This is a genomic window from Streptomyces sp. NPDC001222, from assembly GCF_042896945.1.
In the GTDB taxonomy this organism is placed as follows: domain Bacteria; phylum Actinomycetota; class Actinomycetes; order Streptomycetales; family Streptomycetaceae; genus Streptomyces; species Streptomyces gibsoniae.
The window spans coordinates 142065-154151 of sequence record NZ_JBIAXT010000014.1 but is presented as its reverse complement, the minus strand read 5'-3'; the positions used below and the strand labels follow the sequence as shown (position 1 = coordinate 154151).

Annotated in this window: 11 protein-coding genes; 3 read left to right on the top strand and 8 right to left on the bottom strand. The window is 73.9% G+C overall.

The window, feature by feature from the left end; genetic code table 11:
• Window positions 1-4: 4 nt before the first annotated feature.
• From ACFY2Z_RS20835 to ACFY2Z_RS20810, 6 genes are all read right to left on the bottom strand, one after another.
• Window positions 5-1156, bottom strand: a complete 1152-nt coding sequence (locus ACFY2Z_RS20835) for an FxsB family cyclophane-forming radical SAM/SPASM peptide maturase (protein WP_390745581.1) — start codon at window positions 1154-1156, stop codon at window positions 5-7.
• On the bottom strand, window positions 1153-1353 hold the full coding sequence (locus ACFY2Z_RS20830; protein WP_390745580.1) for a hypothetical protein: 201 nt from the start codon (window positions 1351-1353) through the stop codon (window positions 1153-1155). Before ACFY2Z_RS20830 ends, ACFY2Z_RS20835 begins: the two co-directional genes overlap by 4 nt.
• Window positions 1350-4604, bottom strand: coding sequence for an SAV_2336 N-terminal domain-related protein (locus tag ACFY2Z_RS20825; RefSeq protein ID WP_390745579.1), 3255 nt, complete (start codon window positions 4602-4604; stop codon window positions 1350-1352). Before ACFY2Z_RS20825 ends, ACFY2Z_RS20830 begins: the two co-directional genes overlap by 4 nt.
• A 6-nt stretch (window positions 4605-4610) precedes the next feature.
• Window positions 4611-5648, bottom strand: coding sequence for an AAA family ATPase (locus tag ACFY2Z_RS20820; protein ID WP_390745578.1), 1038 nt, complete (start codon window positions 5646-5648; stop codon window positions 4611-4613).
• Between the two features lie 157 nt (window positions 5649-5805).
• Window positions 5806-7794: a trypsin-like peptidase domain-containing protein gene (locus ACFY2Z_RS20815; RefSeq protein WP_390745577.1), complete on the bottom strand. Its 1989-nt coding sequence runs from the start codon at window positions 7792-7794 to the stop codon at window positions 5806-5808.
• Window positions 7787-8281 carry a CU044_2847 family protein gene (locus tag ACFY2Z_RS20810; protein ID WP_390745576.1) on the bottom strand — a complete coding sequence of 165 codons (495 nt, stop codon included), beginning with the start codon at window positions 8279-8281 and terminating at the stop codon, window positions 7787-7789. The genes ACFY2Z_RS20815 and ACFY2Z_RS20810 overlap by 8 nt, the downstream gene beginning before the upstream one ends.
• Before the next feature lie 142 nt (window positions 8282-8423).
• Between ACFY2Z_RS20810 and ACFY2Z_RS20805 the strand changes: the two genes are divergently transcribed.
• The 3 genes from ACFY2Z_RS20805 to ACFY2Z_RS20795 all read left to right on the top strand — a co-directional run bounded on the left by ACFY2Z_RS20805 (window position 8424) and on the right by ACFY2Z_RS20795 (window position 11133).
• On the top strand, window positions 8424-8603 hold the full coding sequence (locus ACFY2Z_RS20805) for a DUF6104 family protein (RefSeq protein ID WP_153482227.1): 180 nt from the start codon (window positions 8424-8426) through the stop codon (window positions 8601-8603).
• A 534-nt stretch (window positions 8604-9137) separates the two neighbouring features.
• Entirely contained in the window at window positions 9138-10097 is a 960-nt protein-coding gene (locus tag ACFY2Z_RS20800; protein WP_390745575.1) for a DUF4097 domain-containing protein, read from the top strand.
• 1 nt (window position 10098) lies between these two features.
• Complete coding sequence (locus ACFY2Z_RS20795; RefSeq protein ID WP_390745574.1) at window positions 10099-11133, top strand: helix-turn-helix transcriptional regulator; 1035 nt, start codon at window positions 10099-10101, stop codon at window positions 11131-11133.
• Window positions 11134-11179: 46 nt separating this feature from the next.
• On the opposite strand, the gene ACFY2Z_RS20790 is transcribed toward ACFY2Z_RS20795, so the two are convergent.
• Window positions 11180-11743, bottom strand: a complete 564-nt coding sequence (locus ACFY2Z_RS20790; RefSeq protein WP_390745573.1) for a Clp protease N-terminal domain-containing protein — start codon at window positions 11741-11743, stop codon at window positions 11180-11182.
• On the bottom strand, window positions 11743-11952 hold the full coding sequence (locus tag ACFY2Z_RS20785) for a helix-turn-helix domain-containing protein (RefSeq protein ID WP_018571396.1): 210 nt from the start codon (window positions 11950-11952) through the stop codon (window positions 11743-11745). The genes ACFY2Z_RS20790 and ACFY2Z_RS20785 overlap by 1 nt, the downstream gene beginning before the upstream one ends.
• Between the last annotated feature and the right edge of the window lie 135 nt (window positions 11953-12087).

The following is a 12087-nucleotide window of genomic DNA, read 5'->3' as shown; positions in this document are numbered from 1 at the left end:
CACGTTAGACCAGACTCCTTGACGATACGGAGAGCTGCTCGCCGATCCGCGCGGCGGCGTGCCGGACGATGCGCTCCAGATCGGCGCAGTGCACACTCGGCTGCCGGAAGTGACCTGTGAGGGCGGAGTAGCGGTGGGCGTAGTTGCCGCCGCCGCAGATCCGCACCACCGGGCAGGCGCGGCAGTCCTCGCCGAGCGCTTCGGGTCCGGCCCGCAGCGCGGCGACCCGGGGATGGCGCAGCGCCTCGTCGAAGGAGTTGCGGAAGACGTCCAGGCCGGTTGCGGGAGCGTCCGGGAAGGCCGTCTTCAGCGAGTCGAGTCGTTCGATGGTGCCGTCGGTCTCCACCACGATCGCGGCGATCGGCGACAGTCCCAAGGCGTCCGTCCGTGAGGAGCCGCCCAGCAGCAGCGCCGTGATCTCGGTGAACAGGCGCACCCGAGGCCGGCCCGGGGTGGTGTCGTTCCACCACAGGTCGAACGCCTCGGCCAGCCAGTCCCCGTACGGCGTGGGGGCGGGCCGGTGGCGGCCGGGCGGGCGGGTGCCCCAGTGCAGATGCGGGAGCAGGAAGTCGAGCGCGGGCGGGGCCAGGGCCCTGAGCGAGCGGTAGACCTCGGCGGGGTCGGTGGCCGGGTCGACGGTGCACAGCAGCCCGGCGTAGACGTCCGGCCGGCGTGCGGCCAGCAGCCGGGCGGCGCGGCGGGCGGCGGGCCAGGAGGGGCGCCCGGCGTGGTCGACCCGGCGGGCGTTGAGGGCGGCCGTGCCACCGTCGAGGCTGATCCCGACCCGGATGCCGGCGTCGGCGAGCCGGTCGAGCGCGGGCCGGGTGAGCAGGGTGCCGTTGGTCTGCACGGTGACCGCCACCTCGGTGCCGTCCGGCACGGCGTCGCGCACGGTGTCGGCGTACGCGACAAGGGTTTCGGGACCGGTCAGCAGGGGCTCCCCGCCGTGCAGATCGACCCGCACCGACCGGGGGCGGTGTGTCTCGACGTGTTCGGCGATGCGCCGGGCGGTCTGCCGCATGGTCTGCTCGTCGGCGTGGTGCGGGCGCTCTCGCCAACTGCGGTCCGGGCTGCGGTAGATGTAACAGTACGTGCAGTCCAGATTGCAGCGGCTGTGCACCTTGAGGACGAACTGACGCAGGCAGTCGGCGCTCATGGCGCGGCCCCCGCCGGCGGGCGCGGCGCCAAGGGGTCGGGCGAGTCGCCGTAGTAGGCGGCCGGGGCGTCGTCCTCGGCCTCCCGGGCGCGCAGTTCGGCGAGCACCGCGGCGAGCACGGGATGGGGGGTGCCGTCCGGGCCGGGGCGCTCGAAGGTGGGCAGGGCTATGCCGGGGACGTCGTCCGGCCCTCTCATACGCCGCCCCCGCCCCTCGGGTCCAGGGCGTCGAGGGCGTCCCGGGCCTGCTCCGCCTCGTCCCCGTCGCCCAGCCCGGCCTGCTCGTAGAGCCGGAGCGCCGTGCGGTACTCCTCGGCGGCGCGGGCGGGGGCGGAGGCGCGGCCGAGGGCCTCGCCGCGGTCGACGCGCACCCGGGCCTCCGCGGCCGTGAGCTCCAGGTCCCGGTACAGTTCGGCGGCCCGCAGCAGATGGTCGGCGACCGCCTCCCAGTCCGACCACTGCGCCGTGTGCTCGGCCAGTCGCCCGGCCGCCGCGGCACGCAGCCGCCAGGCCCGGGCGGCGAGCAGGTCGTCGTCGGTGTCCCGGGCGGCGGTGCCCACTATCCAGTCGGCCTCGTGCACATCGGACAGCCCGCCCTGGCGCAGATTCCGGTGCAGGAGCGCGTCGCCCAGCTCCACCCGGCGGCGCGGCAGTTCGGGGTCCTGCTCGGAGGACTCGTCGACGGCCATCCGCAGCACCCGAACCGCGTCGGACCACTCGTCGGCCGCCCCCAGGGCGAGGCCCAGCCGGAGCAGCAGCGCGGGCCGGGCCGGATCGTCCAGGGACAGTTCCCCGGTCGCCTGCCACCAGGACCAGACGGCCGCCTCCAGATCGTCCCGGTCGCGGGTGAGTTCGTACGACGCCAGATAGGCCTCGCCCAGCCGGTCGAAGCACTCGGCTCGCAGTTCCGGGGCCTCACCCGCGTACTCCAGCGCCTGCTGGAGCACGGTGACGATCCGGCGGCGGGTCGGGACATCGTGCTCCGCGTCTCGGGTGAGGCCGAGAGCGGCGGCCGTCTCCAGACAGATCCGGGTCAGCTCCTGGGTGCCGGCGCCCTCGGCGGCGCGCAGCGGGAGCGCCTCGCGGAAGCCCACCTCGGCCAGTTCGGCGGAGCGGTGGGCGAGGGCGCGCCGCTCCGGGCCGGGCTCCCAGGGCCTCGCGCCGCGTCCCGAGTCGTGCCGGGCCAGCGCGAGCAGGGCACGGGCCTCCAGCAGACGGGAGGCCGACTCGCCGTTGCGCAGCCGGTACTGGGTGGCGAGGCCCGCTGCCTGTTCGAACTGCTGGGCGGCCCAGTCCTGTGGTGTTCCCTCGTCCGGGCCGAGAACGGCGGCGCCGGCCCGGGCGGCGAGGGACGCCGCCTGGAACGCCGCGGTGGCCCGCAGTTCCAGGACGCGGGTGGTCCACCGCTCCGCATCGGGCGGGATCTCCTCCAGCCGCTGCCGGGCCTGCTGGTAGGCCAGCAGGGCCAGCCGGCGCGGGGAGGCGTCGGGCTCGCCCAGATCGTGGCCGAGCCCCGCGGGCCGGCTCGCGGCGGCCGCGCCCGCGGTCTCCAGATCGGCCGCGAGGTACAGCAGGATCTGCGCCTCCATGACGAGTTCCTGCGCGTCGGTCTTGCGGTGCCCGGGCAGGACCTCGTACGCCTCCCGGAGGTTGTCCGCCGTCCCGGCCACCCGCCAGCGCTCCAGCAGGGCCTTGGCCAGCCGGGTCCGCAGCGCGCGCTGTTCCGACTGCCGGCGCTCGACCTCCAGGGCCCGGCGCAGCAGGGCGATGCCCTCGTCCAGGTCGCGGGCGGTGCCCTGGGCGTCATAGCGGTCGAGCAGCCGGTACGCGCGGGAGGCCAGCTCGGCCGGGCCCGTGTCGGTCAGCACCGGGACCTTTCCGTAGCGGGCGAGGACCTGCGAGGAGACCCGGGCGAAGGCGCGCAGCAGCCGGTCGTCGGCGCCGTCCTCGGTCACGGGATGTGCGGCCGTCGCACCGGAGAGGTAGGCGGCGGCCAGCGCCGGGAAGTTGCGGGCCGCGCGGCCGTACTGCCGCTCGACGTACTGCGAGCTGTGTTTGAGGACGAGTTGGGCCTCGCCGCCGGGCAGATGGCGCAGCAGTTCCTCGCGCACGCTCCCGATGAACTCGTATCCACCGTCCGCGTCGGCGTCGCTGCGCCTCATCAGCCCGCCGAGGAGGACCTCCGCCATCGCCTCGGGGCCGCTGCCGGGCAGCATGGCCCGCTGCACGAGCTGCATCACCGGCAGGGCGAGGGGCACGGTGGCCAGGTACTCGGCGAGGTGCCGCGCGTCCTGCGAGGCGGTGCGCCGGAAGGCCCGGACCCGGTCGCGCGAGGTGATGTCCCGCTCGGCGAGCGGCCGTGCTGCGGTCGCCGGGTGGTCGGCGCGCACCCAGGCCGCGGAGGCGATCTGCCGCTGGGCGGTCGCGTCGCACACGAGGCGGACCCAGCCCGCGAGGGAGGAGGGGCGCAGAGCGAGCACGGGCACGGGCAGGGCGCGCCGCGGCGGGGGTCCGGCGCGTTCCGACCGGAACTCCAGGCCGCCGGCCAGTCCCTCGTGGCGGCGCAGTTCCCCGGAGTAGGCGGGCAGATGGGTGCCGCGCCACATCCGCTGGGGCAGCGGCTGGAGGACGGCGACGGGTGCGCAGGTGGCCCAGTCGTGCAGCATCCGCTGCATGCTGCCGCTGCGCCACAGCGGCCCCGCGCAGTCGCTGAGGACCAGGGTCAGCCGGTGTCCGCTCGGATCGCGCAGCAGACCGGGGCCGTCGGCGGGGGACGAGGGGTCCGGCGTGGACGCCACCCGTAGTCCGTTCCGTCCGCCGTCATGGAGGTAGTAGGTCCGGATCTCCCGGAACGCGCCCGCCCGTTCGCAGACCTGGCGCAGCTCCGCGAAGGTGTGCTGCCACACCACGGTGGACGAGGAGACGTCCATGACGAGTTGGAGGCGTGCCTCACGGCGCTGCCCCGGGGCGGGCACCGGGACGACCACCCCGGTGTCGGCCGCCCGCTGCGCGGTCGCCTCCTCGTCCAGTCCGGACCACGAGGGGCCGCTCGGCGGCCGGTAGCGGTTCAGCGGCCGTAACGCCCGTTGCAGGGCGAGCGGTTCGGGCAGGACGGAGGCGGCGGGCACCTGGGTGGACACGACCGTGCCGGTGCCGCCCGCGGGACCCTCGGTCGCGATGCCGCCGACCGCCGGGATCCGGCGGTCCGCGGCCTGTTTCCGGGCCGCCACGACCAGGGACGTCTCGGGCGGGACGGTGCTGTGGCGGTTGCCGGGGCGGGTGCCGGGGGACGGCTCGACCGGGTCCTCGGCGGTGGCGGGGACCGTCGCCGTACTGCCGGGGACATGGCGGGCGAGCCAGAGCGCGTCCGCGAGTTCCTCGGCGTCCGGAGCGATCCCGGCCTCGCGCAGCCGGCGGGCGAGCAGCTCCAGGGAGTCGGCGACGGTCATGGCCGGTTACCGCTGCCCGGAGTCGAGTGAACCCATCAGCAGCCGCGCCAGTTCCGTGCGGTGCGGACTGCCCGGCGGGGCGACCTGCTGGGTGAGGAAGATGGCGTTGAGGAGCTGGTCGGTGGGCCGGTGCGAGCCCGTCCCGTCGGTGGTGAACAGCTCCAGCAGATCGTGGTGGTCCCGGTCGGCGCCCTCGCCGAAGTGGGCCTGCACCATGGCGGCGAGGCGGTCGCCGCGCGGAGGGTCGAGGTGCAGATGGATGCACCGGCGCAGCAGCGGGGCGGGGAACTCGCGCTCGCCGTTGCTCGTCATCACGATCACTGGGAACGCGTGGCAGCGGATCCGTCCGCCGGTGACGGGCGCCCGCAGCCCGTCGTCGGTGAGGACCTCCACGGTGCCCTGGCCGGGCCGGTCGGCGATGCGCTCCAGCTGGGGGATGCCGAACTCCCCCTCCTCTACGACGTTGAGCAGGTCGTTCGGCAGGTCGATGTCGCTCTTGTCCAGCTCGTCGATGAGCAGGACCCGGGGGCGTTCCATCGGGAGCAGGGCCGTGCCCAGCGGACCCAGCCGGATGTAGCGGCCGATGGAGAGGTCGCGGCGCGCCCCGGGCGACTCCTGGGTCTCCTCGGCTCCCGCGCGGTCCAGTTGGGCGTCCTGGAGACGGCCGATCGCGTCGTAGGCGTAGAGTCCCGACGTCAGCTCGGTGCGGCTGACGATGGGCCATTGCAGGACCCGGCCGAGCCCCAGTTCATGGGCGAGTGCGTGCGCCAGGGTGCTCTTGCCGGAGCCGGGCTCCCCCGTGACCAGCAGCGGGCGCCTCAAGTAGAGGGCCGCGTTGATGAGTTCCACGGCGCGGGGGTCCTGCACGGGCAGCGGGGGGCGGCGGCCGAGCCGACGGGAGGAAGCGCTGTCGAGGGCGGGTACGGTGTAGACGTCGTCGAGGGGCACACCGTCGAACCGACGCCAGACCGGCGGCTGTGGCAGGGAGTCGACACGCGTCGGCGCGGGCTCGCCCTTGCCCCGGTAGACCAGCCACTCGCTCATGGTTCGCTCCTCGTCGACGATCGATGGCACGGCGCGTCACGGCCGACGAGGGCAGGCGGCGCCCACAACGGGCCCCTGAAAACGTACCCGTTCACAATCAGCCGACCGTCGATTTCCGGACAGCGGTACTGAGGTGTCGCCGGGTGTCCATCGGGAGTCATGGGGCGTCGAACACCCCCTCTTCCGCGGGCAGGGGACGGCGCGGGTCGTCGTACAGGACGGCGACGTCACCGGCCCAGTGGTGACCGTTTCCGGTGGTGACGTTCTCTCTGATACGGCGGAGACGGTCCGGCAGTTCAGCCGGATCGGTCACCTCCGCCAGAAAGCCCGCGGTCGACCGGTGCAGATCGTCGCAGCGGGATCCGCACCGGTGTCCCGGATGGTCCCCGGAGTGCCACAGCGCCACCCCGTGTCCGGCGTCCAGGGCCAGGCGCATCGCCGTCCGGCCGGCCCCCGATCCGGCCCGTCGGCACTGCACGGGGATCTGCCCGGGAGGCATCTCCGTGAACTGGCGGGCGTGCAGGGTGGCGGCGTCGAAGACGGTGTTCCTCGCGGTCAGCCGCCCACGGGAGAGCATCTCCGCCCAGCGGCTCCCCCAGGATTCGGCCGGAACTCCCCGGCGCTCGATGTCGCGAATGACCACGGGACGGCGTACGCCTAGAAGCTGCTGGCGCGCCCGGTCCCACAGCGGCGCGGAGTCGTAGATCTGCCAGGTGTGCACAGCGGTGTCGAAGTTCGAGAGGTTCAGGGCGACCTCGAGCGGCGCCGGCTGCTCCGGCCGGTCCACCGACTCGAAGGCCCGGGCGAGCGGCGCGTCGAGCACGTCCCGCAGCCGGTCACCGGCGACGCCCGGACCGGTGGTCTGCCCGTACCGGGGTACGTCGCTGTTCTCGCCCCCGTCGTCGACGCGCAGCGTCCAGTAGAAACGGCTCTGGTCCTCGTCGAGCGGCTCGAGTTCCAGCAGCACCACACCGCGCTCGCCCGGTCCCGGGTACGGCTCCACGCTGCGCTGCCCGGACGGCAGCAGCCCGGGCGGCAGCACGGCGTCCTCGACATTGGTGCGCACCGCCGGTCTGACCTCGGTGAGCCGGTCCCATATCCACGCGTCGAGCCGATCGACGGCGGCGCGGTCCTTGGGGTCGTGGGCCTCCACGAACAGCTGGACCAGGCGCAGGTAGCGCAGATGGACGAACGCCTCCTGGGGCCGGTCCCCCTCGTAGAGCTGCCCGTGCCCGTCCCGCCAGGAGACGGGCAGGTGCGGGCGCCCGGCCGGGTCGTCACCGCGCGCCTTGCGCACCAGTTGGGTGATGGTGTGCGGCGCGTCGGCGGGCTCGACCGCCGCCAGCAGCGCGAGCGCCCTGCGGCGGTCCACGGGACTCCACTGGTCGGAGTCGGCCTCGCTCCACGCCCCGGACAGCTTCGTCTGCCGGGCGACCCAGTTGTGCTCCGTCCTGCGGCGCTCCTCGTGCCATCGGTCGTGCTCGGCGATCACCTGGTGGTACGCCGTGAACCGGCGCATCACCGACACCGCGATGGACAGCCCGCCGTCCCGGTCGCCGCGGCGGCACTTGATGACGGCCACGACGGCCCCGGTGGCCGGGTCCAGCACCGGGCCGCCGGAGACTCCGGGCGGGAACTCGTTGCTCGGCCCGAGCCGCAGACCGTACGGCCCGTCGTGCGCGTTCACCGTGGCCTCGCCGTTCCACGCCTGGGCCGCACCGTCGGCGAGGGGCCGGTAGCCGTACACGATCCGGTGGTCGCCGAGCGGGTGGTCGGAGCGGTCGCTCAGCCAGACGCACTCGTGCTCCACGGCAGGGTCGAGCAGGCGTACGAGGGCCATGTCCTGGTCCACGGGCAGACTGGTCCGCTCGGCGGCCTGCTCACCGAAGGGCCCCTGGTAGAGGCGCTCCTCCAGCCGGGCGCGGACGGGGCGGCCGTCGTGCAGTCCGGGGCCGCGCACCCGGAACTCCTCCTCGCCGCCGTCCCCGATCCGGCCGAGTAGCACATGGGCACAGGTCAGCACCCAGCCCGGAGCGACGAGAAAGCCGCTGCCCCACATGGCCTCGTCATCCGGGCGCGCGGAGTGGAAGTGGACCGTGGCGTTCTCGATCAGCTGCTCGAGGCGGGCGTCGCGCCGCTCAGACATCCGCGGGGGGCTGGGGGGTGGCGTTGGTGGTGGGCGCCGCGGTGGTGCCCGCGGTGGGCGCGGCGGTGCCCGCAGGAGACGCCGCGGTGGTGCCCGCGGTGGGCGCGGCGGTGCCCGCGGGAGGCGCCGCGGTGGCTCGCAAGCGGCGCTCGTCGAGCTTCCAGACCAGGCTGACCTCCAGGGACGCCTTGGCCTCGCCGTCGGCGAGCACGGCGACCGCCTTGCCGGGCTTGGCGACGATCTCGACGCCGAAGGTGATGGTCGCCTCGTCCGGCTGCACGGACCGCGCCGCGTCCATGACCGACTGCCCGACCCCCTGGATCAGCTCCCCCAGCTGCTCCAGCTTGGCCGCCGCGCGGCTTCCCACCCCGATGTCGAGATCGTCCGAGCCGTACCCACCGGGTTTCGCCGCGACCGGCGCGGGCGTCACCCGCGCCAGCACCGTCTGGCCCCCGGGCAGTGTGATCTCGCGCAGCGTCTCGTCCATGGCTCCCCCGCCCTGTGCGGCTCCGCTCGCCCGGGCACCGACACGCCGTCGGTCCAGGGCTCTTGAACTGCGACGAGGCTAGCCGCCCGGGTGGTTCCCGAGCGAGACCGCTAACCGGCCAAGTGGCGCATATTCTGAAGGCATGTACTTCACCGACCGTGGCATCGAAGAGCTGGAGAAGCGACGCGGCGAGGAGGAGGTCACCTTCGAGTGGCTCGCCGAGCAGCTGCGCGCGTTCGTGGACCTCAACCCCGACTTCGAGGTGCCGGTGGAGCGGCTGGCGACGTGGCTGGCACGGCTGGACGACGAGGACGACGAGTAGGCCGACCGGGGACGCCGACGGGGGCGGGGCTACCGGGGGACGGGGCCACCAGAGCACCGGTTGACGGGGGACGGGGCCACCAGAGCACCGGTTGACGGGGGCAGCTCACGGAGCGCGGGGGGTCACGGCCCGGGGAGTCTCGGTGCGCCGGGCCCGTGGCGCGGCGGGGCTGACTTCCTCATGCGTTCCCGGTCATCCTCCCGCCTTTCCGGGGCACCGCCCGCCCCCTGCACACACCGCCCGCAGAGGCGATGTGTCGCGACAGCCCGCCTCCGGCCGCGTCGGCGCACGTCCGCGCATCGCACAGCCGTCGCCCCGCCCGCGGTCCGTCGCCCCGCCCGCCCACAGAACGGCAGCGTCAACCCTCCTCCCTGCGGTTCCCCACGACGGGCGCCTTGACTTTGGACAGCCGCGATATATCGTGAATACGAAGACGCGATATGGCGCGTTGGGTGACCTCGCCCCGCGCCGTCGCCACATCCGCGGTGACGTCCGTCGAGTACGCCGCCCCGCACCGGCCGAGGAGGTCACCCCATGTCCGAGTGGTCCGTCGCAGAGCCGAGCAAGCTCACCTTCGACGCCCCCGTGACGGCACTTCACGTACGCACCGTCAACGGAACGGTGAACGTGGTGGGCACGGACGAGAGTTCCGCACGGCTGGAGATCTCGGAGATCGAGGGCCCCCCGCTCACGGTGACCCATGAGGGCGGCACCCTGACGGTGGCCTACGACGACCTTCCCTGGAAGGGCTTCCTCAAGTGGCTCGACCGCAAGGGCTGGCGCCGCAGCGCGGTGGTCTCCGTGGCCGTCCCCGCGTCCACCCGCGTGGAGGTCGGCGCGGTCGGGTCCAACGCCGTGGTCTCGGGCATCGACGGCGGTGTCGACGTGAAGGGCGTCACGGGCGAGACGACCCTGGTCGGCATCACCGCCCCCGTCCACGTGACCACCGTCTCGGGGAACGTGGAGGCCCAGGGCGTCACCGGCGAACTGCGGCTCAACTCGGTCTCCGGCGACCTCACCGTCATCGAGGGCGCCTGCCCGCTGGTGAAGGCGGACTCCGTGAGCGGCTCGATCATCCTGGACCTCGATCCCACGAGCGGCCCCACGGACGCCCGGCTGACGAACGTCTCGGGGGAGATAGCGATCCGTCTGCCGCACCCGGCGGACACGGAGGTGGAGGCGAACACGGCGAGCGGTGCCGTGTCCAACGCCTTCGACGACCTGCGGGTGTCCGGCATGTGGGGCGCCAAGAAGATCACTGGCCGCCTCGGCGGGGGCACCGGCAGGCTGAAGGCGACCACGGTCTCCGGCTCCATCGCCATCCTGCGCCGCCCGAGCGTGGAGGAGGAGCCATGGGACGCCCCCGGCCCGGGGGACCCGGCGCCGAAGGAGAAGGCGGACCCGGGCCATGACCTCGGCGGGGCCGACGACGTCCCGTCGAGCCGTTCCTCCGGCGACACGACCGGCGGTCCGACCGAGCAGAAGGGGCTCTGACATGGCTCCCGTCTTCGCCCATGGACGACTGCGGCTCTATCTGCTGAAACTGCTCGACGAGGCACCCCGCCACGGATACGAGGTGATACGGCTGCTGGAGGAGCGCTTCCAGGGGCTGTACGCACCGTCCGCCGGCACCGTCTACCCCCGGCTGGCCAAGCTGGAGGCCGAGGGCCTGGTCACCCACACCACCGAGGGCGGCCGCAAGGTGTACGCGATCACGGACGCGGGCCGCGCCGAACTCGCCGACCGCAGCGCCGAGTTGGCCGACCTGGAGCTGGAGATCCGCGAGTCGGTGGCGGAGCTGGCCGCCGAGATCCAGGCGGATGTCCGGGGTGCGGCGGGCGATCTGCGCCGCGAGATGCGGGCCGCGGCCTCCGAGGCCCGCCGGGGCCCCAAGGAGCACACGGAGTCCTACGGGCAGCGCGGCGACCGGGCCGAGAACGAGGCGTGGCGCGTCGCCAAGGAGGAGATGCGCCGCGTCAAGCAGGAGTGGAAGGAGCAGACCCGGCGCGCCAAGGACGAGAGCCGGCGGGCCCGCGAGGAGGCCCAGCAGGCCCGCCGCCAGGCCAAGGAGGCCCAGGAACAGGCGCGCGCCCAGGCGCAGGAGGAGCTCCAGCGCATGGCGCGGCGGGTCCAGGAGCAGGTGCAGGACCACTTCGCACGCGGCGACTGGCCGACGGGCGTCCGGGAGGGCCTGACCGAACTGGCCAAGGAGTTCGGCGAGTTCGGAAAGGACTTCGGCAAGGGGTTCGGGAAGGACTTCGGCTTCGGCCGCACGGGCGCGGCGGAAGGACCGGAGTACACGACGACCTCCGAGGACTTCCCCGCCGCCTACGAACCCTCCTGGACCCACGAGGACGTCCCGGGCGACCCGGCCCGGGCTCTCGATCGGCTGCTGGACCGCTTCCGCGACGACATCCGCGACGCGGCCCGCGACCACGGTGTGACGGAGGAGCAACTCCGTGAGGCCCGGCGCCACCTGTCGACGGCGGCGGCCCACATAGGCGCCACGCTGCGGGCCCGCAACAGCTGACGCCGACACCGCCCGGGCCCGGTGCCACGGCCTGGCCCGGGCGGGCTCAGCCGGCCTTCGCCTCTCCCCCGCCCCACAGCACCCGTTCCACCGCCGTGTATGTGACTCCGTGGTCGGCGAGCACCTCCGAGGGGACGCCGGGGCGGACGGTGAGGGCGAGGAGCAGATGCTCGTCACCGATGTGCCGGTCGCCGTGGGCGAGGGCGGTGCGCAGGGACCGGGTGAGCAGGTCCTTGGCGCCGCGGGTGAACGGACGCCGCCCCGTGCGGCGTACCCCGCCCCGTGGGCTCGCGGCCAGGGCGCCCTCCCCATGGGCCTCCTCGACCCGGGAGACGATCTCCGTGAGATCGATGCCGAGCCCGGCGAGCGCGTCCGCGTCGGCGCGGGAGAGGCCGCCGCGGCGGCGGGCCTCGGCGAGGTCCCGCGCGACCGCGTCGCGCCGCCCCGTCAGCCCCAGCGAGGCCAGGGCGAACGAGGCGCGGCTGCCCTCGCGGTCGAGGAGTGCGAGCAGCAGATGCGCCTCGTCGACGTGTTCCTCACCGGTGCGTTCGCAGTACTCGACGGCGCCGGTGACCACCGCGCGGGCGTCCTTGGTGAACCGCTCGAACATCACTGCCTCCCGTACTTCTTGTGCACGGCCTGCCTGCTGACTCCGAGCTCCGCGGCGATCTCCTGCCACGACCAGCCCTGGTTGCGCGCACTGCGCACCTGCACCGCCTCCAGCTGCTCCAGCAGCCTGCGCAGCGCGGCGACGGCCCGCAGCCCGACCCGCGGGTCACGGTCGCCCGCGCGCTCGGCGAGATCCGTTGCTTCGGTCATGATGTCAATGTAGGTTGACAGGCCGGGAGATGTCAACCCCGGTTGACATCACGGATGTGGAAACACGAACGGCGGGCCCGGAAGGTACCGGGCCCGCCGTGGGCGCAACGGGATTCGCGGCCCGCCATCGACGGG